The following is a 22,896-nucleotide window of genomic DNA, read 5'->3' as shown; positions in this document are numbered from 1 at the left end:
TTCCTCCACTCCCCCACTCAGCACTCCGGACCAGCACCAGCAGTCGCACTGTTCCCCTTCGGGGCCCGGTCGATCTCATGGACAGCGTCAGCGATCCACGCCTTCTTCGAGCCAGCGGAGTCCCCGCAGCTGCTAATGACACCCTCGATGACGGTTGTGACTAGCGTGACCTCAAACCGCCGGCCGTTACGCAGGGTTACGTGCACGATCTCGCCGTCTGGCTCACGGACGGCCGCGACATCGTCGAAACCCCACACTCCGGCCATCTCGCGCACCGCCAGTTCAGCGACCTGTCCCTTCGCCTCCCACACACCGCGGCCGCGGCACCCGGCTGGATCGAGCCTGCAATCAGCTGCCTCGCGGATGACGCGATCAGTCTCGGCGACGCTGATTCGCCCATAGGAGTAGTTCCACGGCAGCAGGATCATCGTCGGGGCGAAACGGTGCCCCTTGGAGTGGGAGGTCTCCCAGACACGATCTCCATGAATGTTGTGCAGTGCCTGCGCGACAGGCCGGCCCTTCACTGCACAGCACACGTCCCGCTTTCCATGTGTGCACACAAGAAGGAGCGGGTCGGTGGTGCGGGTGGCCCCGGGCGTCGGGAGGCCAAGACGAATATCGAGAGACAGCAGTTCCTCTACGTCTGTGACGGTGCGCTTTTCCATCCACGCGCCACCAGGCTGGTCCGGGGTGCAGTGTGCGATGTAGAGGACGGGGTCACCGTCCATGACTCGACCTTCGCGGCCGGGGCGGCGAATTAGCTGCAGCGCTCCGTCGCGCCCTTTGAGCCATTTCTTGATTCGGCCGGAGAGCTCTGTACCGAACACTCCACCATCGAGCACATCGTGACTCCAGGAGTCGGTGTTCTCTAGTGCTAGAAAGAGCGTCGCGGTCTTCGCGGAGCCGGCGAGGGGTTCACCGGGCACATCCGAGCATGCAGTAGGACCAGTGGCTGCACTTTGGCTGCGTCGGTTGACTAGTTCACTGGTGCGCCTGCGTCGACCCGGCGCCGGGGAATCGCAGTCGGCGGTGGTCCCCGCGTTGGCGGCCTCATTCAGCGCATCACTCATGAGCACAGTGTAATTGGGCAGGTGTGGTGTCAGTCGCGCTATCGACTGTGTTTCACGTTGATAACCTTCTGCCCCATCCGTTGCACAGCGGTACCTATCGCAATTACGGTCGAAGTATGAGCACCGCAACCCGTCCACGACGCGCATCGCGCACCGTATTCGCCCTCTCCGCGGCGACACTGCTGGCATTCGCGGCCGCGTGTTCCTCGGATAACTCCAATCAGCAGGACACGAGCCAGGACATGCGGTCGGCGTTCTCCTTCCGAGATGCCGAAGAAGGGGACGGCTCCGGCGGTGCCACCGAAACCGTCACCGAGACCGAAACCGCGACCGGCAGCCCCACCGCTACCGCAACTCTCGACCCAGACCCGGCTCCGACCGAGGACTTCTCCACCTCACCGCAGGAGAACTGGGATTACATGTCCGGCCTCTCGGTCACGGATGTCCGAGTCGGTTCCAATGACGGCTTCGACCGCGTGGTCTTTGAACTCGACGGCCCCGATGTCGGTTGGTTCGTCCGCTACGAGGACCCGCCGACTCAGATGGGCAGCGGTTACCCCATCGAGCACCCGGGTGACTCCGCGCTGATGGTCGACGTTCTCGGTATTGCGTACCCGTTCGACACCGAGCAGACCGTCGACCTGACAAACCGCTCGGTCAACCCCACCGGCACCGGCTCGATCCTGCGGGTCTCCGGCCACGGAATCTTCGAGGGACACGCACAGTTCCTTATCTCCGTTGACGGCGAGCAGCGTCCGTTCCGTGTCTTCGCACTGGAGGGACCGAACCGACTGGTGGTGGACGTACAGACGTCCTCCTAGCCGCGGTAGGCGAATTCGCCCGGTCTGGGTCGCGTTCACCCGCTCGATGCCTCGATCCGGGGTATCGGGCGGCTTACGATTGAGGGATGACCAGCCCGGCCCGTTCCCATCGCATGTCGCGAATCGTTCTTGCGGCCACCACGGCGTCCTTGCTCGCGTTCGGTACCGCATGTTCGGCGGACGGTCCCCTAGAGGCGCTCGGGTCCTTCATCCCCGGTGCCACCAACGAGGAGACCAACGAGGACGGTCTCACTGTCATCGCCGACGAGGACACCTGGACAGACGAGACAACCGTCGACCCAACCCAGGGCAGTTCCGGCGGTGGTTCCACCGCTAATCCGGGATCAATCACCGAGACCATCAATCCCTCGCGGCCGGAGGATCTCGGCTTCTCGACGCAAAACCAGTCCCACGACGACAGGTCTGGGCGGGAATCCATGGTCTCTATCCGCAGCGCCGGACATGCCGGGTACGACCGAGTGGTGATCGAGTTCTCTGGATCAGGCCAGGTGGGATGGTCAGCCGGGTACACCAGTGCGCCGTCGGATGGGGCCTCAGACGTGCCGATTTCCCATCCAGGTGACACCGCACTTCAGGTGAATCTCTATGGAATCACCTCGCCCTACGGCTCTGGATACCCAGACATCACTGACACCGGGGTGAATCCTCGGGATACCTCCGCGGTCGTTCAAGCCAAGGGTGACGGCTGGTGGGAGGGCTCCGTCCCGTTCGTCATCTCCCTCAGCGGTGGCGAGCGCCCATACCGGATCTTCTCCCTCAATGGGCCGCACCGCCTAGTGATCGACTTCCAGACCTAGCGGTAGGTTCCCTCGACCCGCCATCTGCCGGCGGACCCGATAAGCAGGTAGGCCTCCGGCCCGGAGCGGCCATCGACGCTGACCTGCAGCCGCGCCCCACGCCACGCATCCCCGCAGGACCACCAGCGCTCGTCGACCGGCCACGGCCCTGCCCAACCGGTCACGGGGAATCGGCCTCGGGGTGACACGAGGACGGCTGGATCTCCGGTGACAAAGCCACGCCCGGTCACCGCCACTGCGTGGCCGGAGGTGTCCTCCAGTTCCACATGGCCCTCCGCCGCGGTCACTGAATAAGTCACTGCCGGCGACGGCGCCGGGAGGGCTCCGGGCCACTCGCCCGCCGGTTGATCTGGGGCTGCTTCACCCACCGGCAGCGGCAGCACCCGCTCGGCAGGGCCACGACCTCCGACCGCTACGAGGTGCTGCACCGCGTCCGTCCCGAGCAGTCCTTGGATACGCACTGCCACCCGTTCGGCTCGTTCGGATGCCTCATCGACACCACCCCAGAGCGCATCGCGGATGACACCTGCCGGCACAGCGTCCAGCGGTTCCAGGACGATTTCGACAATGCCACGTCCAGGCTCTGCATCTTCGGAGTCCTCGTCAGGCCCATCACCGGCGATCGCCCGGGCCGACAGCCATCCATCGAGCTGCCACCGCACCCGGTCTGCCGTCGCCGCTTCGGTCAATGGCCCGGCGCACCGCCAGATTCTTGTCATTTCCGCACCGTCGTCCATGGTCACGGAGATGGAGAGGCGAGTAGAGGTCAGCGATGCGTCGTACAGCCGGGAGTGTGCCTCCGCGGCGAGGGAACGTGCCAGGAACGCGGCGACATCGACACGCGTGATCGGCTCTTCCGGCCGGTGGTGCACCGCCAGATCGCGGGGCACTCCACGAGGTGAGACCCGTCGTTCACCGTCTCCCCTAGCCAATCCATGCCAGCGAGCTCCTTCCACACCAAACCGGCTCGCGACGTCCCGTCCCGGCAGTGCCGCCACATCACCCAACGTGCGCAGACCCAGCTGATCCCATGTGCGCACCAATTCCTCGGGAAACTCCAGGGTCTCCTCCGCTGCGACCTCCCGCAGGGTGATCCCGGACAAGAACGTCCCAGAGGCGCCCTCCGGCACGACCACCCCGCGACGTGCCGCGAGAACCGCGGTCACCAAATCATCGGCGATGCCCGAAAAGGAGTCGGTGGCGGTGAGAGCGGTGGCGTCGATAAGCATCTCGAGGGCTTTGCCCTCCCCGCCGTAATAGCGCGTAGGCGGGCCCGCAGATACGGCGATCAGCCCCGGGCGCAGCGCCTCCACACCAGCGGAGACGTTCTCCACGGCGGCGAGCACCGGCTCGAAAAACTGCGCGTCTCGCACTGGATCCGCGGCGAACACCTGCAGCGAGGGACACCTCGCCTGCGCGTGACGACGCCTCTGTCCGCGCCCCACTCCACCCCGCCTGGCTGCAGCGTTGCAGGCAATGACCTGATTGTCCGCAACCACAGCCATCGGCACGGCAGTAGCCTCCGCAGGATCGTTCGCAATCTCTCCCTCAGCCAGCCGTGCTGCCTGCACCGGCCAGTCCGGCAGCCACAGGACGATGACCCGGCCACTCACCGCACGGCCCTCATCCGGACCGCAGGGGTCTCCACCACGCTGGCGTTCTCCGTGCCAACGCGCCACCGCGCCGATCGCTCCGGCGCACCGGAACGGCTCTGCACCACCGCACGAACCTGCAGGTCAACATCCCGAATTCGCCCGTTCCCGTGGCCAAGTCCGTGCACCTCCACCAGGGTGGAGGACAGCTTCCCGACGGCCCCAGGCCACGCCCCACCCACCGACACCAGAGCTGCAGAGGCCCGACGGAGCCGAGCTGCGACCGGACGTGCAAGAGAGGGCGAGGTGTCTCGGTTGCAGGCGGCAACGACAAGGTCCACTCCGTCTGCTGCGGTACCGATGATTTCCAGGGGATTCTCCCCAGGATCAGGCACCAGGAACAGTCGAGACAGATCCCCTCCACGCTCGACGACCGTGGCCGGGAGGAACTCTGACAGCCCGATCACTGCGACATGTCCGCCCTCTGCGGTGATCGCAGCGATGATCGCCGACATGAGCAACCCTGGGCGGTCCAATTCTGTTACTGCGCCACGCAGCAGTGTCCCGCCGAGAACATCCGACAGTTCCTCTGGCACCGGCAGCCGGCGTCCGTCAGTGAACATCTCCGAAACTCGCCCCGCGGCGCCGTCTGTGGCCTCCGGAGCTGCGTTCGTAATCCGGGAGATGCTCTTGCGCAGCACCGAAACGGCGGCGTCACGAGACATGCCGGACAGGTCTGGTACCGCCTCCATGACCACCTCCCATTATCGAACACTCGTTCCAATATGTCGCAGCCTAGCCTCGCCGCACACTGAAAGCAACAGAAAAGATGGCGCCTCACCCGGCGCCGTTTTCAGTGTGGAATGCTTGATTGATGACCGATGTCACACTGCCCCGCGTCCGCCCAGCAGCGGCCCTGACGGTGTCACTGGCAGTGGCGCTGTACGCGCTGCTCTGGGTCCAATCCGGCCGGATAACTGGGCGCTCGAGGTCACCTACGACGCAGCCCAGGACCACCGATGGTGGGTTCCGCTCTGGCATGGCCTGAGCCTCGTCTTCGCGCCGATGCTCCTACGAGTCTTGGTCCTGATCCCGGTGATACTGGAGCTCCGCCGTCACCGGACCCGAGTAGCGATCTTCCTCGCCGTCAGTGTCTGGGGCAGCGGCCTGGTCACCACCGCCGCCAAATTCCTGGCCGATCGGAACCGGCCCGAGACACAAATGGTCCAGGCCATGAACACGTCTTTCCCCTCCGGACATGCGCTTGGTGTGGCCGTGACGGTCGGCGCCCTAGTGGCCGTCTACGCACATGCCACCCACGGCGCCCGGCGAGTTCTCGCGGTTTCCGTGGGCGCGGCAGTGGTCGTGGCCATTGGCGTCGCCCGAGTGGCCCTCAACGTGCATCACCCCTACGACATCATCGCAGGCTGGGCATTGGCCTACGTGTGGCTGGCGCTATGCCTGTGGCTGATTCCCCCGTACCCATCGCCTGACCAGCGGGGGCGATAGACCGAAAGCACTCGGTTCCGCGAGACGAACTCAATCTCCGACAGCGCCTCCCCAACTTCGCCGTCATGGGCCACCTCCGTGGGTCCGCCGAGCACCTCAAACCGGAAGGCCGGAGTCTCAAACTCGTGATAGAGCGGACTGCGGGACAACCGTCCGAGAAGCAACGCACCCACGACTCGCAGTCGGGCCAGGCGCTTGCCGGTCTCAAGGATGCGGACGTCGAGAAGCCCATCATTGATCCCGATCCGGTCCACCGGAGCGAACCCGGTTGGCAGATACTTCGAGTTGCCCAGGAAAAACAGCGAGGTTTTTAGCGTCGTACCCTCATGCCGTATCTCGACGGCACGCCGGCTCTTCGACATCCGCCAAGCAGCCACCGCGGCCGCGAGCGGCTTGCCGATCTTCCCCTCATACTTCTCCCTAATCTCCACGAACTGGGGGTATGCGCCGATACTCGCGGCATTGAGCAGCACGGTGTCATCGTTCAGCGTGACGACGTCCACCTTCTCTAACGTGCCTGCACGCACCGCATCCATAGTTTTCCGCGGGGTGACACACCCCATCTGCTTAGCAAAGTAATTGAATGTCCCGCCCGGGAAGACCGCGAGAGGGGTGTCGGTGTCAATCGCGATCCCAGCAGCGGTAGCGACAGTCCCATCGCCTCCGCCGACGCCCAAGATCTCTGCCCTGCCAGCGGCGCTTTCCAGAACCTGCGCGATGTCATCGTCCGGAGTCAGCACGACAATCTCGGCCTTGGGCATCACCTTCTCTACCTGCTCGAGAATCCGCTCACCTGTTCCGCCTCCCGACGCAGGATTAACGACAAGAACAAGTCCTTCGCCGTCCTTACTCACAGGACCGTCAACGTAGGTGAGCTCAATGCGAGGCACATGCTTGGACACCGGAGGTGGCGCCAACTTCCCGCTGGCAAGCGCAATCGCAGCGCCCATACCCCACCCCACCACAACATCGCCTGGGTAGTGCGCACCGGTATACACGCGGGAGAACCCCACCATGCCGGCAAGCACTCCGAGGACAGCCCCCGCCGCCCGGTCTTCCATGCCGGCACCAACGGCGAAGGCAGCCGCGCTGGCAGAGTGCCCCGACGGGAACGAACTGGACTTCGGATACCGCTGGATCCGGCGCGCAAGAGGCACTGACGCATGTCCGGGCCGGGCGCGACTCCACGACCTCTTCGCCAGTTGGTTCACTAGGAGGCTCGTCACCGCCAGGCTGGCCAATCCCCTTCCAGCCGCCCGACGCAATGAACGCTTACCCGTTAGCGCCATCGCACCTGCGCAACCGAGCCACAGCTTCGAGTAGTTCGCCGAACGTGTCAGCCTCGGCAGGACCTCATCCAGGACCGGATTATCAGCTCCGGCGACAGAACGAAAAATCTCGTGGTCCAATTTCCGAACGGTAACCAACGCCTCATTTCGGCGTGTAAGCCAGTGTCGAATCTCCACAGTCCAGCCTTCCGCACAACCATCGTGTCCGTATCTAACCGTCTTGCCGATATTACCGACACTCCACCGTGCTGGTTCGGGACAAACCAGGCCCCACGACGCCAAAGGACCCGAATCCCACGATGGGGATCCGGGTCCACGACTGGAACAGCGCGGAAGTTACTCCGCGTTCTTGCCCTTCACATCCAAAACTACGTCGAATTCCAGCAGGTTCGCACCGGAGGCGACGGGCTTGCCGTGGTTACCGGAATGCGCAGCGCGGGCGTCGCCGTCACGCCATGCGTTGTAGGACTCCTCGTCAACCCAATGAGTGACGACGAAGTAGCGGTCCTCGCCCGCGGTCGGGCGCAGCAGCTGGAACCCCAGGAAGCCGGGCTGGTTCTCCACCGAGCCCGCACGTGCGCTGAAGCGGCGCTCCAGCTCTTCGCCGGCCTCTGCGGGGACGTTGATTGCGTTGATCTTGACGATGCTCATGGGCTCAGACTAGCCCGGCCACATCTAGTGCACAGTTTTTGACCTACAACAAACGTTACATTCACCGCGGAATTGTAATAGACATCACATCTGCAATTACGAGCGCCCATCGCTGATGCGGCAACCCGAAAACTACTATCTACACCGAAAAACATAGGAAGACAAACCTTTTGTCAAATGCGCTACATCAACACCGTTACCTGACGTGTACCCAAAACGGACTACCCCGCAATGGGGGCATTATCGACGCATTGAACGTACTTATAAGCATTGTCTCACCTTAGGGCGCGCGCCAATAAAAGGACGCACTTCAGGAATTCCCATCACCTCCAGAGGTTGCGTCGATAATTCGCGCAGATATATTCAGATCACAGGCGACGAAGGCTTACCTAACACCCCATCCAAGCTGAAAACCCCCACTGCAGGGGCTATTTCGCATGCCCAAAAGACTCGAACAGATCAGAGGAGAGTATTTAGTAATGATCACTTACGCATTCATCGCGGGGGCCGCCGCGGCCACTGCGATGACCCGCTTCTACACGAAGGAGCAGAAGCACCGGCAGCGCCTGGCGGATCTGGAGGTGAACATCCACGTCAACGGAATCCGTGGCAAGTCCACCGTCACCAGGATGCTCGGCGGAATGCTGCGTGAGTGTGACTACAACACGATCACCAAAACCACCGGCACCTATGCCTGCGTGATCTCCGGGGACGCTTCCGAGCACCCGATCAAGCGCATCGGACCTGCGAACATCAACGAGCAGTACCGGGTTGTCTCCAACAACGTCGACGTCAACACCGAGGCCGTTGTCTTCGAGTGCATGGCCGTGAAGCCGAAGTACCAGAAGATCTGCCAGGACGACATCCTGCGCTCCCCTCTCTCGATCATCACCAACGTCCGCCTGGATCACCAGGAGGACATGGGTGACACGCTGGAGGAGATCGCAGTCTCGCTGTCCTCGACCATCCCCCTTGGCGGCACCTGCATCACCGGTGAGCGCGATCCGAAAATCCTCAAGGTCCTCCGCGAGCAGGCAGAGAAGCGCCAGGCTCAGCTGATCGTCGCTGAGCGCACCGACGAGTCCGAACTGCTGGTCGGTCGCTTCGACTACCTACAGTTCGAGGAAAACGTTGCCGTGGCACTGGCTGTCGCAGATTTCCTCGGCTTGGACCGCACTACCGCGATCCACGGAATGGTCACCGCGACCCCGGACCCGGGCACCACCACCGTCACGGAGATTCACCCGGTGGGCCACGAGGCCGGCCTGTGGTGGGCGCCTATGTTCGCAGTCAACGACTGGGAGTCGACCCTCACGGTCTTCAACTCCGTTATGGCCAAGGTCCCCGACAACGCTCGCGTTGCCATCGCCATGAACAACCGCGCCGACCGTACCGACCGTGCTGAAATGTTCGTCGATCTGATCTCCACTGAGCTTCACGACGCCTCCGACCACATCATCCTCTACGGCGAGATTCAGGAGGCAGTCGCCCGTTCCCTGAACCGCTCGTCCGTCCCGGACGAGAAGGTGACGCTGACCTCCGATATCGAGCAGACCGACGGTGCAGCCCTGCTGTCCTGCGCCCGCAAGGCCGCAGGAGCCGAGGATCGGCCGCTCGTTGTCATCGGCCTGGCGAACATCCACACCGATGCTGCTGGCGCGATGCAGAGCTTCGTCGATAGCAACCGCCTCAAACTTGTCCCCTCTGCGTTCGCAGAGACCAAGCAGGAGCCGGCACTGTCCTCCTCGGGAGCCTCGATCTGATGTCAGACTTCGCTCTGCTGGACTACATCCACATCGCGTTCATTATCGGTGTGATTGTCAGCATCCTGTACTTCAGGCGGACCTTCGTGTCGCTGGGCGGTTCCATGACCATCGGATACCTCGCGGCGATGTTGCACAGTCCGATGGCGGTGCTGTTCACGGTGCTGGTGTCGCTGGGTAGTTGGGCGTTCATCCGATTCATCGTGCTGCGTTTCTGGCTTCCAGATCCCCGCCGAATCTTCTTCCTCGGCGTGGGTATCGGTATGGCACCGGGAATCATCTGGTTCATCGCGACCGGCATGGTCGCCGATGAGACAACACGGCTCCTCACTCTCGTCGGAGTCGTCGTCCCCGGCATGATCTGCCACAGCTTCGTCAAACAGGGTGTGGTCAAGACCCTGTTCCCGATGCTTCTCCTGACGATGCTTGTCGCTGCTGCGGCGTTGGTAATCACCTTCGCCACCTCGGTCTTGTTCAACCTGAACCTCACCGAGAACACCCTGATCATCGACGGTGAAACCAGCGGACAGTACTTCGCGCTGCTCGTGGTCTCCGTGATCATGGCGATGATGCTGCAGGAAGGCCTCATCCGGAACACGAAGCTGCGTACCGGCGGCTACGTGTCCGTGGGTGTTGTGATTGCAGCGGCAGCCAGCTTCACGCAGATTGTGATCTTGCTGCTGGCCACCACGATCTTGATGGCGATCTACATCCCGTTCTCCCGCAAGGTCCCGCTCTTCGGCAAGGACCGGTTCATGGTCCTGATCACCTTGTCCTTCGTTCTGGTCCTCGTGCTCGAAGCGGTGACCGTCGCGATCACCGGACAGAAGCTTCCGGGCACTGCGAACCTGGTCTTCTGTATCGTCCCGGCACTGATCGCTGGAGACGTCGTTCAGCACGGCGCTCGAAAGACTGCCTCGGGCATGGCGATCAGCGGCGTTGTCACCGGTATGGCAGTGGTTCCGATGTCACTCCTGCTGGCGTCCTAGCCCCCCCCCACACACACACCAAATGTCCCGACACCTTTTCAGGTGCCGGGACATTTGTGAGTTCGGGGCGGCCGCCAGGGCCTACGAGCTACTCGCTCACAACCCTGGCGGAACCCTGCCTCCGCGGGTCAGCGGCTGCTTCCACGGTGCCGTCCTCTCGGACCACAACTACAGATTCGCCACTGTCGAAACGGCCATTGGACGGGTCATGACCCCATCCTTCCAACCTGCGGACCAGCTCAGCAGTTTCGTGCCCCGCCTCCGGATCCGAGCCATCGACGTACATCCGGTTGCGTCCGAGCGCACCGTGATTAGGCATCGCGATCGCGTCCTGCGGTGCCAGGTTCCAATCGATGATTCCGAGCAACGCCTTGATCGTGTACGACGGGATCTTCTGACCACCAGGAGAACCTGCAGCAATGATCGTCTGGTCATTGTTGTCCCACGGGAACCACTGCTTCTTCAGCTCACCGTCATAGGCAACAACAGGGGCCATCGTCGTGCGCGGTTTCATACCCGCCTCACGAGCGTTGGGCTCCCCTTGATCTGCGCCGCCACTGAAGTTGTCCAGCGAGTTATTGAGGAAGAACCCGTGCACTGCGACTCCGCTGCCGAAGTCACGCTGCAGCGTCGTTGTCATTGACGCGACCCGCCCGTGGTCATCACGGACGGAAATATGCGAAGTGCCCTCGTCATCGGTTTCCTCATAATGCGAGGTGTCTGCCAGATCCGCAGGCGTAATTCGGCCCAGCACGTGCTTCTGTCGAATCATCTCCGCACCCTCGTCCAGTCGGCCGGGGTCGGTGACCAATTCTCGGTACCTCTCAGCGAGGTATTCATCGACCTGCTCGTCCATCCGCCAAGCATTGGCGTCCGCAAAGGCGATGCGCTGGGCCTCAATACTGAGGTGCGCTGCCGTCGAACGGGTTACCGGGCGGAATTCCTCGAAGTACGGCTCAAGCCTCTGCAGATCCAGTCGGTCGAGGATCCCCAGAGATTCCAAGACGATACCGACACCGCTGTTCGTGGCGTTGGCTCCGCATACCCGGAAGTCTTGATAATCACCGCACCATGCCTCATCAGCAGAGATGTCCGACTTCGTCCAGTCCTTTACGAGGCTCTCTGCGAACTCCGGAGAACCTCCGGCCTCGACGATGGCGTCATACGCCTCTTCGTCCTTCCCCGCCGTGCGCCTGGCCTTCAGACCACGCAGGAAATCTGCGTACTCGCCGTTGGTGAGGATGTCGCCGGGGGCGGGCATGTGACCGTCGTTAAGCAAGAACTCACCTGAACGACCGGGAGCAAACAGCTCCTCTCCACGCCAAGAGATCGACCGTGCGAGCCGGTCGCTGACGGCAAAGCCGTCTTCCGCAAGTTCTGCCGCCGGTTCCACCAAGTTCGACCACCCAGCCTGGCCGTGGTCGCGGTGGAGCTGCTGAAGCAGGTGACCGGTCTGCGGCACACCGATGCTCTCTGCAGGGTTCTCGGAATCACCAGCGGTTGCAGACGGAGCAAAGACCGTCGCGTCATACGAATCGACAGAACCGGTCAGTGGGTCGAGATAAGTGACCAAAGCGCCACCACCAAGACCCGATGACTGCGGCTCCACCAGTCCCAGCGTGAGCTGGACCGCAATGAGCGCGTCAGCTGCCGACCCGCCTTCGGCGAGAATGCGACAGCCGACCTGGGTCGCCTCGTAGTTCGGCGTGGACACGGCTATGGAACCGGCAGGTCCGCTTGCTGCGACCTCAGAGACCGGCGGCTCCCCTGCGCAGGCCGAAGCGGCCTCCTCAGCGGACATTGCTGATGGTGTAATCACCAAAAATGTCGCAGCGAGAAGGCCGCCAATACCTGCGGTGGCGACTATGCGCCGAAACCGGTACACGCGGGCACTTACTCCCACTCAATGGTTCCCGGCGGCTTGGACGTCACGTCCAGGACAACTCGGTTGACTTCCTGAACCTCATTAGTGATGCGGTTGGAGATGTGCGCCAGGACGTCGTAAGGCACACGAGTCCAGTCCGCGGTCATAGCGTCCTCGGACGAGACCGGGCGGAGCACGATCGGGTGGCCGTAGGTACGACCATCACCCTGGACACCAACGGAACGAACGTCCGCCAGCAGAACCACCGGGCACTGCCAGATGCTGTCATCCAGGCCAGCTGCGGTGATCTCTTCGCGGGCGATAGCGTCCGCCTTGCGCAGAGTATCCAGGCGGTCCTTGGACACGGCTCCGACGATGCGGATTCCCAGACCCGGGCCCGGGAACGGGTGGCGGCCAACGATGGTCTCCGGCAGTCCGAGCTTGCGACCGACGGCGCGGACCTCGTCCTTGAACAGGAGGCGGAGCGGCTCGACGAGCTCAAACTCGACATCATCCGGAAGTCCGCCAACATTGTGGTGGCTCTTGATGGTGGCGGTACCGGAGCCTCCACCGGACTCCACAACATCCGGGTACAGGGTGCCCTGAACCAGGAAGTCGACGGTCTCACCCTCGGGTGCGTCCTCCAGTGCCTTAGCGACGGCACGCTCGAAGGAACGGATGAACTCGCGGCCGATGACCTTGCGCTTAGCCTCCGGGTCAGTGACCCCATCGAGGTGCTCAAGGAATACAGCGGAATCATCTACCGTGATCAGCTTCGCGCCGATCGCAGCCTGGAAGTCCTGCTCGACCTGCTCGCGCTCGCCCTGGCGCAGCAGTCCGTGGTCAACGAAGACACAGGTGAGCTGGTCACCAATGGCACGCTGCACCAGGGCTGCGGCCACGGCGGAGTCCACGCCACCGGACAGTCCACAGATGGCGCGGCGATCGCCGACCTGCTCGCGAACCTGCTCGATGAGCTCCTCAGCGATGTTCGCAGCGGTCCAGTTCTGCTCCAGCTCCGCGATCTGAGTCAGGAACCGGGTCAGCACCTGCTGGCCGTACGGCGAGTGGTTGACCTCCGGGTGGTACTGCACACCGGCCATCTGACGCTCAGCACACTCGAAGGCCGCCACCGGGGCGCCCTTGGAGGTAGCAGTCACAGTGAAGCCTTCCGGAGCACGGTCCACGGAGTCACCGTGGGACATCCATGCCTGGTGCTGCTCCGGAATACCTGCGTGCAGGGTGCCGCCGTCGACCGTGATCTCGGTACGGCCGTACTCACGCTCACCGGTTGCTGCGACGGATCCGCCGAGCGCCTGCGTCATGGCCTGGAAGCCGTAGCAGATGCCGAAAACGGGAAGACCCAGCTCGAGGATCTCCGGGTCCAGCTTCGGGGCGCCGTCTGCGTACACCGACGACGGGCCACCGGAGAGAACCAGCGCTGCTGCGCCCTTCTCCCGGATCTCCTCCGGCGTAATGGTGTGCGGGACGACCTCGGAATAAATGTTGGCTTCGCGCACCCGTCGGGCGATCAGCTGCGCGTACTGCGCGCCGAAATCGACGACGAGAACGGGCTTGATTACCTGTTCAGTCACGCAGCCGATCTTAGCAGCCGGACTAGCTTCCACACGGAACGGCCAAAGTGCCGAGATGGCCTCGAAAAACAGTGACGGCGCCGACGTCACGGTGGGTACCGGACGTCGACGCCGCTGCAGTAAAGAATCCGCTTAGCGGACGGCCAACTGGACCTTCTGGAAGTCCTTCAGGTTGGTGTAACCGCACTTCGCCATCGCTCGGCGCAGACCACCGACGATGTTCTCTTCGCCGAACGGGTTGTCGGTCGGTCCGAAGAGGATTCGCTCCAGGCTGGTGACTTCACGCGGGCCAGCCTCACCGTAGATTGCGTCGACCTCGCCGCGCGGCAGTGCCGGGTGTGCAGCGACGGACGGCCAGTAGTTGCCGCGGCCTCCGGAGGACTCAGCCATTGCGAGGGGCTGGCCCAGGGAAACTGCGTCAGCGCCACAAGCGATTGCCTTGGCGACGTCACCGGCGGTGGCAAGGTGCGAGTCCGCGATGACGTGGACGTAGCGACCCTCGGTCTCATCAAGGTAGTCCAAGCGCGCTGCGGCGGCGTCAGCAATGGCCGTGGCCATGGGAACGTCGATGCCCAGCGCAGAGACGTTGGTGGTAGTGCCGGAGCCGACAATGACACCGGCAGCACCGGTACGCATCAGGTGCATCGCGGTGGTGTAATCCACCACGCCACCGGCGATGACCGGAGCATCCAGGGAACCGATGAACTCCTTGAGGTTCAGCGGCTCACCGTCGGAGTGGACGTGCTCAGCGGAGACCAGGGTTCCCTGGATTACCAGCAGGTCTAGGCCGGAGGAGATCAGCGTCGGTGCCAGTTCACGGGCGCGCTGCGGGGAGACTCGGACACCGAAGGTCACTCCGGAGTCGCGGACCTGAGCGATGCGCTCTGCAAGAAGGCCCTGGTCGATCGGGGCCGAGTGCAGCTCCTGCAGGACCTTATGGGCGGAAACACCCTGAGTGGTGCCCTCTAAAACCGCCGAGCGAACCTTGGACAGGGCGTCCTCGAGATCCGCGTGGCGGCCCCACAGGCCCTCAGCGTTGATGACCGGAAGTCCGCCGAATCGGCCGAACTCGACGGCCATATCCGGGGTGACGACTGCGTCGCTCGGGTGGGTCATGACCGGAATCTCGAACTGGTAGGCGTCGATGTTCCACGAGGTGTCCACCTCGTGCGACGACCTTGTCCGACGGGTCGGAACGATGTCGACCCGGTCGAGGCCGACGACCCTACGGGCGGAGCGCCCCATTCCGATGTTCACATGGTCCTGCATGCTGCTTGTCCTCGCTGCTCTGGCTCTGACGCTGGTTTAGCGCTGGAAGTAGTTGGGGGCTTCGACGGTCATCTGGATGTCGTGCGGGTGCGACTCGCGCAGACCTGCAGCGGTGATCTGGACGAACTTCGCCTCGTTCAGCTGCTCGATAGTTGCCGAACCGGTGTAGCCCATGGCAGCGCGGACGCCACCGATGAGCTGGTGGACGATCGCGTCCAGGTTGCCGCGGAACGGCACGCGTCCCTCGATGCCCTCCGGAACCAGCTTCTCCTCGGCCATCACGTCGCCCTGGAAGTAGCGGTCCTTGGAGAAGGAGCGCTTCTCACCGGTCAGGCCGCGGCCCTGCATCGCGCCGAGCGAGCCCATGCCTCGGTAGACCTTGTACTGCTTGCCGTTGACAACGACGGTCTCGCCCGGGGCTTCGGTGGTGCCGGCCAGGAGCGAGCCGAGCATGACGGTGGAAGCACCTGCTGCAAGAGCCTTAGCGATGTCACCGGAGAACTGCATACCGCCGTCGGCGATGATCGGAACGCCTGCCTTCTTTGCCGCCACAGCAGACTCCATGATGGCGGTGATCTGCGGGGCGCCAACACCTGCGACAACGCGAGTGGTGCAGATCGAGCCCGGGCCGATACCGACCTTGATCGCGTCTGCGCCGGCGTCGATCATTGCCTGAGCAGCGCCACGGGTAGCCAGGTTGCCGCCGATGATCTGAGCGCGGTCACCGAACTCCTTCTTCACGCGAGCAACCATCTCCAGCACACCGGAGTTGTGCGCGTGGGCGGTGTCCACGACTAGCACGTCGACACCAGCGTCGACCAGAGCGCCGGCACGCTGCCAGGAGTCGTCACCGGTACCGATTCCGGCGCCGACCAGGAGACGACCGGAGCCGTCCTTCGATGCGTCTGGGAACTGGTCCTGCTTGACGAAGTCCTTGACAGTAATCAGACCGGTCAGGCGGCCTTCGCCGTCGACGATCGGAAGCTTCTCGACCTTGTGTGTGCGCAGCAGGTGCAGTGCTGCATCGCCGGAGACACCCTGCTCGGCGACGATGAGCGGCATGGAAGTCATGACCTCGGAAACCTTGCGGTTCACGTCGGTCTCGAAGCGCATGTCGCGGTTGGTGCAAATACCAACAAGCTTGTGGTTCTCGTCAACGACCGGGAGGCCGGAGATGCGGTACTGCGCGCACATCGCATCGACTTCACCGATGGTGTCGTCCGGGGAGCAGGTCACCGGATCGGTGACCATGCCGGCCTCTGAGCGCTTCACGATCTCAACCTGACGCGCCTGATCCTCGGTGGAGAGGTTGCGGTGCAGGATGCCGATGCCGCCCTGTCGGGCCATGGCGATCGCCATGCGGGACTCGGTCACGGTGTCCATCGCTGCAGAGAGCAGCGGGGTCTTCAAACGGATCTCACGGGTCAGCTGCGATGAGGTATCCACTGCCGAGGGGATGACCTCAGACGCGTCCGGGATGAGAAGGACATCATCGAAGGTGAGCCCAACCAGAGGGATCTTCGAAGTGTCGTCTCCTCCGAGGCTGATACCGGTGGGATTGGTCATGAGCGAATGTCCTCCTGATTGCAGGGATCGACGGTCCCCGGCCCTGCCCGGGAACCGCTGGTCCCACTAGGGTAAACCCACGAGGTCACTTCGGGTAACTTGGGGCGTTTGAGCCGGCACTGATTCTCGATCTGTCCGTAGTCGGGGATTTGTCTGCCGTACTGGCGGGTATAAGTTTTACCTAACCTTCAGGCCAGCTACGGTGGAGCTTGTGAGCAAGGATTTCTGGTCGAGAATGCCGCGGGACCCTTTTGAGGGCGACCCGGATGACCCCGCGTCCCTGCTGGATCCGGTGGACTCCGTGGAGGAGTTCCCACCGCTGTCAGAGGAAGAGCGGGTGGAGGTCTCCGAAGACCTCACCGCTGTGCGTGCGTTCCGTGCTGCAATGGCACCGGACGGGTTCCTTGGCGTGTGCATGACCTGTGACGATTGCCAGGAAATGCACTTCTACACCTGGGACGTTTTGGAGGGCCACTACCTCACCTTGCTGCAGGGCAAGGAGTCCCCAGTCCACGAGCCGGAGTACGCCCCAGACGTGGAGCGGTACGTGCCGTGGGAGTACTGCGCCGGTTACACCGACGCGAAAACGCGCGGTCGCTCTTCTCGCTGGCCCTTCTAAGGCCAGCTACTCCCCTGCCGAATCGGGCTGGGGCTCGGACGGTTCGAGCGATCCGCCGCCATCGCCACCGTTACCCGGAGGCGGAGTGACCGTGGTGGTCTGAGTTTGGGTCTGTGTCTGTGTCTGCGTCTGGGTTTCCGTCAACGTCACTTCTCGGGTCACCGTAGAAGGCCGGTCGGTAGAAGTTATTACTGAGGTCGTGGTGTCGCGGACGGTCCGAGTTACCTCGACCTCGACTTCACGGATTCGCTCGGCAGAGCTGCGGACCTGCTCCTCGAACCGTCCCCGGTCCTCGGCATGCACCTGCAGCAGTAGCCTCTCGGCCATCGCCAGGAGCTCATTGGCACGATCCATGTCGCCATCATTGGCAGCATCATCGGCACTTGCCAGGGCGGAGGCCAACTGCACGTCGACGGTCTGCTCGCCCATCATTGCCTTGCGCACCGGCCACAGCGCGCTGTCTGGTTCTGCAGCCTGAATCAGGCCGACTCCGCCGAACAACATCACCGAGGCTGCCACTGCACCCATTGCTGCGCTGCCGAGCCTGCCGGGCGTAAACCGGTCTCGCAGGGAAATTACTTTCGCTTTGCGCTGGGGCTGTGCTGTCTCTTCCGGCTCGTCCCGGTTCTCTACTGATGGCAGTGCGGTGACGTTGTCTGCTCCGAAGTCTGCGGGAAGCTCCGGCACCGGAGGCATATCCTCCGAGAGCTCCGACGACAACGAGCGAAGGCCCTCTGCCAAGAATGCATCAGTGCCGTACGCACCGGAGCCGGTAGCCGAAGCGGACCCCTCCGACAGTGCAGTGAGGAAGGCGTCATCAATATCGACAGCCTGAACCGTGGGCATGATCCCGGTATCCTCCGGGTCACCCGTGGGCTGGCCGTCATGCCCTCCGGGCCTGCGGGGTGCCCCGCCGGAATCCGTCACTTCGCCTCCTCGGCTTGCTTCTCAAGAATTGAACGCATCTTGGACAGAGCCCGGTGCTGGGCAACTCGGACGGCGCCGGCACTGGCACCGACAATTTCTCCGGTTTCTTCAGCACTGAACCCCTCGAACACACGCAATATGATAATGTCGCGCGCTCTGTCACCGAGGGTATCGAGCAATTCGCGGATTTCGTTACCGTTAGCCGCCGAAATAACCGCATCCTCAGGGGAATCACCAGTGTCCTCGGTCTCCGGCACCTCTTCCACTGCCCAGGAGAGGTCTCGACCGCCGGAGCGGTAGGCGTCAATGACCTTGTGAGAGGCAATTCCATAAACGAAGGACATAAACGGGCGGCCGCGGTCTTGGTATCGGGGCAGAGCCGAAATCACCGCTAGGGCAACCTCTTGCGCCACGTCATTAGCAGACACGGAGCCGTTGCTCCCCAGTCGCATGCGGCAGTACCGTACGATCCTGGGGTGAACCTCTCGCAAAACACGCTCTGCGGCCCGGCGGTCGCCGGCGGCGGCGAGAGAAGCAAGTTCACTCAACTCCGTCTCATCCAGCATGTGCGCCTCTTCCACCACTTTCGCCCGCTCCCGGGAGTTCATCTCGCATTCGAGTCTAATCACATATCGGCGGGGTCCCGACCTGAAACGCAACCGAAGCACACATCCTAATACTCCGGGCTAACCGTCGACCCTTCTGCCACCGAAAGTGCCCTGTAAGCGCTTCCAGGGCCCAAAACTGCCATCAGAGCCAGAAAGTTTTCGTGAACTGTGCCCTTTGGTAGCTCAATGGCCTCCGATGATTTACCTGCGGTTCATCAACACCGGCGAAGATGTCACAGGTGCCGGGTTGAAGAGTTGACCCGGATCGTTTTCTGAAGGTGCAACGAAGGAGCACGGAACCTATGACCCAGGTTGATCATCTCCCCGGCCCGAACGCGGACCTGTGGGACTGGCAGTTGCACGGAACGTGCCGCGGCGAGGAATCTTCCGTCTTCTTCCATCCCGAGGGTGAGCGTGGCCGTGCCCGTGCATCTCGCGAAGCGCGAGCTAAGGCGATCTGCGGCGCCTGCCCGGTGCTCGCACAGTGCCGTGCCCACGCACTGGCTGTGGCCGAGCCTTACGGGATCTGGGGCGGCATGAGCGAGTCCGAGCGCAATGAGTACCTGCGGTCGGCCCCGCGCGGAGTTCGTCGGGCTCAGATGCGTTCCGCGGAGCGCCCGGTAGTCACCGTCGGCGCACGCTGAGCGACATACCGATAACAGAGGGACCCGGCAGAAAAATTCTGCCGGGTCCCTCTGTGTAATAGTCCAGCTCCGACACCTACCTCCAGGAGGTGGTAGGTGCAGGTCCAGGTGACTACTTGTTGTCTTCGCCCCAGCCTTCCGGCTTGTCGACGACGGAGACCTCAGTGGTCAGCAGCATCCGAGCGACGGACGTTGCATTGACCACTGCGGAGTGGGTGACCTTGACCGGGTCGATGATGCCGGCGCCGATAAGGTCGCCGTACTCGCCGGTCGCGGCGTTGTAGCCGTGGCCATTCTCCTGCTCGCGGATGTGCTCGACGATGACAGCACCGTCGACACCTGCGTTGGAGGCGATCCAGAACGCCGGGCGAACCAAGGCGCGCGCAACAGCGCGGACGCCCACGGCCTCGTCCTCGGTGGACTCCTTAGCCAGGGCCTCAAGCTCAGCGGCAATCTGAACCAGGACGGCACCGCCACCGGCGATAACGCCCTCCTGGACAGCAGCACGTGCAGCGTTGATGGCATCCTCGACGCGGAGCTTGCGCTCGTTGACCTCAGTCTCGGTGGCACCGCCGACCTTGATCACAGCAACGCCGCCGGAGAGCTTTGCGAGGCGCTCTTCGAGCTTCTCGCGGTCCCAGGTGGAGTCGGTGCGCTCAATCTCGGAGCGGATCTGACCGCGACGCTGCTCAACAGCGTCGGTGGAACCGGAACCGTCAACGATGACGGTCTCGTCCTTGGTCACGGTGATGCGACGGGCAGTGCCGAGCACCTCCAGTCCGGACTCCTTAAGGGACATTCCGAGGTCAGCGTTGACCACGGTGCCGTCAGTGACGACAGCCAGATCCTCGAGGAACTCCTTGCGACGGTCACCGAAGTACGGAGCCTTCACGGCTGCGACCTTCAGGGTCTTGCGCATGGCGTTGATGACCAAGGCGGACAGTGCCTCACCCTCGATGTCCTCGGCGATGATCAGAGTCGGCTTACCGGACTCGGCGATCTTCTCCAGGATCGGCAGGAAGTCCGGGAGGGAGGAGATCTTCTCGCGAACGAGGAGAATCTGCGCACCATCCAGGATGGCCTGCTGAGTGTCTGCGTCCGTCACGAAGTACGGGGACAGGTAGCCCTTGTCGAAGGAGATGCCCTCGGTGACGAGGAGCTCGTCAGACAGGGACTGGGACTCCTCGACAGAGACAACGCCATCCTTGCCGACCTTCTCCATGGCACCAGCGACCATTTCGCCGACCTGCTCGTCACGCGACGAGACGGTGGCGACCTGGGCGATAGCGGAGCTACCGGAGACCGGGGTGGCGCGCTCCAGGAGCAGCTCCACGGTCTTCTCGGAAGCAGCCTGGATGCCGCGGTTCAGGGCGATCGGGTTGGCACCGGCTGCGACGTTGCGCAGACCTTCGTGCACCAGAGCCTGCGCAAGCAGGGTGGCGGTGGTGGTGCCGTCACCGGCGATATCGTTCGTCTTCACCGCAACGGACTTGACCAGTTCGGAACCAATGTTCTCGAACGGGTCTTCCAGGGTGATGTCACGTGCGATGGTGACGCCGTCATTGGTGACCAACGGGCCACCGAATGCCTTGTCCAAGACCACGTTGCGGCCCTTGGGCCCAAGAGTGACCTTGACGGCATCAGCGAGGGTGTCGACGCCTCGCTTGAGACCCTCACGGGCCTCTTCGTTGAAAGCAATAAGCTTGGACATGGTGTCCTTGCTCCTTTAACTACTAGGCGTCAGCGGACTCGACAACAGCCAGGATGTCGCGCTGGCTGAGCAGCAGGTAGTCAACGCCGTCGTAACGCAGCTCGGTTCCGCCGTACTTAGAGAAGACGACAGTGTCGCCGACCTTGACGTCCATGGGGATGCGGTCGTCATCGTCGTGCCAGCGGCCCGGGCCGACGGCCACGACGGTGGCCTCCTGCGGCTTCTCCTTGGCGGAGTCCGGAATGACCAGGCCCGATGCGGTGGTGGTCTCTGCTTCGACGATCTGAACGAGGACTCGGTCCTCAAGCGGCTTGATGTTGACGTTCGCCACGATGAATGCCTCCATGTGTTCGTGTTCTTGTGCCGGTTGGCATGCCGTGCACAGCCGTCGTCGCGGGTGAACAACTGCGTGTCAAGCAACCGTGTCTGGCACTCTACCCCTGAGAGTGCCAACACTCAACGTGACCGGGTGCTAAAAGATTTGCTTCCCGACGCCCAGCTACACACCCACTAACGGCACCTCCACCGGCATCCCTGGATCGGTGGCACATTCATAGCCTGATGGCTGCGCGCCTGCGACGATGAGATGGGCGGCGAGCATGGCAATCATCGTCCCGTTGTCAGTACACAGCCTGGGTGAGGGTGTCAGGAGTGTGAGGCCGGAGGCGTCGCAACGCTCCTGTGCCAGCGCGCGCAGCCGCGAGTTCGCTGCCACGCCACCGCCAAGCAGCAAGGTGTCTGCGCCGACGTCCTTGGCAGCGCGGATCGCCTTCATCGTGAGGACATCGCACACTGCTTCCTGGAATGAGGCACAGAGGTCTACCAGGTCGACTTCATCGCCGTTCTTCTCTGCATTCTCGACGTACCGAGCCACGGCAGTTTTCAGACCTGAAAACGAGAAGTCATGGCGGGAGTCCTGCGGGCGGGTCATGCCGCGAGGAAAGGCGATTGCACGGGGATCGCCGTCTTTGGCCAGCCGGTCGATAACGGGGCCACCCGGGTAGCCGAGGCCAAGAAGCCGGGCGACCTTGTCGTAGGCCTCACCGGCGGCATCATCGAGAGTGGCGCCCATTTCTTCCATCGGCTCGCCGATGCCACGGACCCTCAGCAGCTGCGTGTGACCGCCGGAGACAAGCAGAGCGACCGCGTTAGACAGATCTGGGTCGCCTTCAACCATCGCACCGACTGCGACATGCCCGCCCAAATGGTTGACCCCAAAAAAGGGGACACCCCATGCTGCGGCATAAGCCTTTGCCCCCGCCGCCCCCACCAGCAGCGCACCTGCAAGACCTGGACCAACAGTCGCCGCGACGGCGTCTGGGGCGGTAATTCCGGCCGTGTCCAGCACGTTCCGGACCACCGGCCGGAGCGCCTCCAGGTGCGCCCGAGAGGCAATTTCCGGGACGACTCCACCGAATCGTGCATGCTCTTCCATCGATGACGCGACCGATTCGGCGAGTATCTCTACCTGAGGAAATGGGTCACCTCCGACGCGCGATGCATCCCACTCCACCCGTACGAGGGCAGCCCCGGTCTCATCACAGCTCGATTCAACCGCCAACAGTACGATTGAACGGCGATCAATTTCTAC

The 22,896-nt window shown here is 63.0% G+C and carries 21 protein-coding genes; 7 read left to right on the top strand and 14 right to left on the bottom strand.

Annotation, left to right across the window (positions count from 1 at the left end; translation table 11 throughout):
* Nucleotides 1–17: 17 nt before the first annotated feature.
* Nucleotides 18–1,070 carry a sucrase ferredoxin gene (locus tag YWU_RS15625; RefSeq protein WP_084141908.1) on the bottom strand — a complete coding sequence of 351 codons (1,053 nt, stop codon included), beginning with the start codon at nucleotides 1,068–1,070 and terminating at the stop codon, nucleotides 18–20.
* 116 nt (nucleotides 1,071–1,186) lie between these two features.
* On the opposite strand from YWU_RS15625, the gene YWU_RS0106815 reads away from it, so the two are divergent.
* Nucleotides 1,187–1,891, top strand: a complete 705-nt coding sequence (locus YWU_RS0106815; RefSeq protein ID WP_027019885.1) for an AMIN-like domain-containing (lipo)protein — start codon at nucleotides 1,187–1,189, stop codon at nucleotides 1,889–1,891.
* Between the two features lie 86 nt (nucleotides 1,892–1,977).
* Nucleotides 1,978–2,709, top strand: a complete 732-nt coding sequence (locus YWU_RS17510; protein WP_156892746.1) for an AMIN-like domain-containing (lipo)protein — start codon at nucleotides 1,978–1,980, stop codon at nucleotides 2,707–2,709.
* Here YWU_RS17510 and YWU_RS0106805 read toward each other — a convergent pair.
* Both YWU_RS0106805 and YWU_RS18340 read right to left on the bottom strand, forming a co-directional pair.
* On the bottom strand, nucleotides 2,706–4,322 hold the full coding sequence (locus YWU_RS0106805; protein WP_027019884.1) for a Y-family DNA polymerase: 1,617 nt from the start codon (nucleotides 4,320–4,322) through the stop codon (nucleotides 2,706–2,708). The two genes, YWU_RS17510 and YWU_RS0106805, sit on opposite strands and share 4 nt — an antisense overlap.
* A complete protein-coding gene (locus YWU_RS18340) occupies nucleotides 4,319–5,053 on the bottom strand; it encodes a hypothetical protein (RefSeq protein ID WP_034647347.1) in 735 nt (244 codons plus the stop codon). The genes YWU_RS0106805 and YWU_RS18340 overlap by 4 nt, the downstream gene beginning before the upstream one ends.
* A gap of 115 nt (nucleotides 5,054–5,168) precedes the next feature.
* Here YWU_RS18340 and YWU_RS18335 point away from each other — a divergent pair, with 115 nt between their 5' ends.
* On the top strand, nucleotides 5,169–5,810 hold the full coding sequence (locus YWU_RS18335; RefSeq protein WP_169718889.1) for a phosphatase PAP2 family protein: 642 nt from the start codon (nucleotides 5,169–5,171) through the stop codon (nucleotides 5,808–5,810).
* Here the strand turns inward: YWU_RS18335 and YWU_RS15610 are convergent.
* A complete protein-coding gene (locus YWU_RS15610; protein ID WP_240484072.1) occupies nucleotides 5,741–7,219 on the bottom strand; it encodes a bifunctional phosphatase PAP2/diacylglycerol kinase family protein in 1,479 nt (492 codons plus the stop codon). The genes YWU_RS18335 and YWU_RS15610 overlap by 70 nt on opposite strands.
* 216 nt (nucleotides 7,220–7,435) lie before the next feature.
* Complete coding sequence (locus tag YWU_RS0106785) at nucleotides 7,436–7,750, bottom strand: antibiotic biosynthesis monooxygenase family protein (RefSeq protein ID WP_027019883.1); 315 nt, start codon at nucleotides 7,748–7,750, stop codon at nucleotides 7,436–7,438.
* Nucleotides 7,751–8,229: 479 nt separating this feature from the next.
* On the opposite strand from YWU_RS0106785, the gene pgsB reads away from it, so the two are divergent.
* Both pgsB and YWU_RS0106775 read left to right on the top strand, forming a co-directional pair.
* Nucleotides 8,230–9,513, top strand: a complete 1,284-nt coding sequence (pgsB, locus tag YWU_RS0106780; protein WP_034647345.1) for a poly-gamma-glutamate synthase PgsB — start codon at nucleotides 8,230–8,232, stop codon at nucleotides 9,511–9,513.
* Nucleotides 9,513–10,502, top strand: coding sequence for a poly-gamma-glutamate biosynthesis protein PgsC/CapC (locus tag YWU_RS0106775; RefSeq protein ID WP_027019881.1), 990 nt, complete (start codon nucleotides 9,513–9,515; stop codon nucleotides 10,500–10,502). The genes pgsB and YWU_RS0106775 overlap by 1 nt, the downstream gene beginning before the upstream one ends.
* 88 nt (nucleotides 10,503–10,590) lie before the next feature.
* Here the strand turns inward: YWU_RS0106775 and YWU_RS0106770 are convergent, their stop codons facing one another.
* The 4 genes from YWU_RS0106770 to guaB form a co-directional block, all read right to left on the bottom strand.
* Nucleotides 10,591–12,303 (bottom strand): gamma-glutamyltransferase family protein, encoded by a 1,713-nt coding sequence (locus YWU_RS0106770; protein ID WP_027019880.1) that lies wholly within the window; start codon nucleotides 12,301–12,303, stop codon nucleotides 10,591–10,593.
* A 92-nt stretch (nucleotides 12,304–12,395) separates the two neighbouring features.
* Nucleotides 12,396–13,961, bottom strand: coding sequence for a glutamine-hydrolyzing GMP synthase (gene guaA, locus YWU_RS0106765; RefSeq protein WP_051260133.1), 1,566 nt, complete (start codon nucleotides 13,959–13,961; stop codon nucleotides 12,396–12,398).
* A gap of 132 nt (nucleotides 13,962–14,093) precedes the next feature.
* Nucleotides 14,094–15,230 (bottom strand): GuaB3 family IMP dehydrogenase-related protein, encoded by a 1,137-nt coding sequence (locus tag YWU_RS0106760; RefSeq protein ID WP_027019878.1) that lies wholly within the window; start codon nucleotides 15,228–15,230, stop codon nucleotides 14,094–14,096.
* Between the two features lie 36 nt (nucleotides 15,231–15,266).
* Complete coding sequence (guaB, locus tag YWU_RS0106755) at nucleotides 15,267–16,796, bottom strand: IMP dehydrogenase (RefSeq protein WP_027019877.1); 1,530 nt, start codon at nucleotides 16,794–16,796, stop codon at nucleotides 15,267–15,269.
* Between the two features lie 211 nt (nucleotides 16,797–17,007).
* On the opposite strand from guaB, the gene YWU_RS0106750 reads away from it, so the two are divergent.
* Complete coding sequence (locus tag YWU_RS0106750) at nucleotides 17,008–17,415, top strand: DUF5319 family protein (protein WP_240484071.1); 408 nt, start codon at nucleotides 17,008–17,010, stop codon at nucleotides 17,413–17,415.
* Nucleotides 17,416–17,421: 6 nt separating this feature from the next.
* Here the strand turns inward: YWU_RS0106750 and YWU_RS0106745 are convergent, their stop codons facing one another.
* On the bottom strand, nucleotides 17,422–18,261 hold the full coding sequence (locus YWU_RS0106745; RefSeq protein ID WP_156892744.1) for a hypothetical protein: 840 nt from the start codon (nucleotides 18,259–18,261) through the stop codon (nucleotides 17,422–17,424).
* Between the two features lie 77 nt (nucleotides 18,262–18,338).
* Nucleotides 18,339–18,908, bottom strand: coding sequence for an RNA polymerase sigma factor ShbA (shbA, locus tag YWU_RS0106740; RefSeq protein ID WP_027019874.1), 570 nt, complete (start codon nucleotides 18,906–18,908; stop codon nucleotides 18,339–18,341).
* A gap of 344 nt (nucleotides 18,909–19,252) precedes the next feature.
* Between shbA and YWU_RS0106735 the strand changes: the two genes are divergently transcribed.
* Nucleotides 19,253–19,594: a WhiB family transcriptional regulator gene (locus tag YWU_RS0106735; RefSeq protein WP_027019873.1), complete on the top strand. Its 342-nt coding sequence runs from the start codon at nucleotides 19,253–19,255 to the stop codon at nucleotides 19,592–19,594.
* Between the two features lie 112 nt (nucleotides 19,595–19,706).
* Here the strand turns inward: YWU_RS0106735 and groL are convergent, their stop codons facing one another.
* The 3 genes from groL to tsaD all read right to left on the bottom strand — a co-directional run bounded on the left by groL (nucleotide 19,707) and on the right by tsaD (nucleotide 22,875).
* Nucleotides 19,707–21,305: a chaperonin GroEL gene (groL, locus tag YWU_RS0106730; RefSeq protein ID WP_027019872.1), complete on the bottom strand. Its 1,599-nt coding sequence runs from the start codon at nucleotides 21,303–21,305 to the stop codon at nucleotides 19,707–19,709.
* Nucleotides 21,306–21,327: 22 nt separating this feature from the next.
* A complete protein-coding gene (gene groES / locus YWU_RS0106725) occupies nucleotides 21,328–21,636 on the bottom strand; it encodes a co-chaperone GroES (protein WP_027019871.1) in 309 nt (102 codons plus the stop codon).
* 168 nt (nucleotides 21,637–21,804) lie between these two features.
* On the bottom strand, nucleotides 21,805–22,875 hold the full coding sequence (tsaD, locus tag YWU_RS0106720) for a tRNA (adenosine(37)-N6)-threonylcarbamoyltransferase complex transferase subunit TsaD (RefSeq protein WP_027019870.1): 1,071 nt from the start codon (nucleotides 22,873–22,875) through the stop codon (nucleotides 21,805–21,807).
* Nucleotides 22,876–22,896: the final 21 nt, after the last annotated feature.

This window comes from Corynebacterium sputi DSM 45148 (genome assembly GCF_000427865.1).
Classification (GTDB): Bacteria; Actinomycetota; Actinomycetes; order Mycobacteriales; family Mycobacteriaceae; genus Corynebacterium; species Corynebacterium sputi.
The sequence above is the reverse complement of the archived record's forward strand: the minus strand, read 5'-3'. Positions and strand labels throughout refer to the sequence as shown.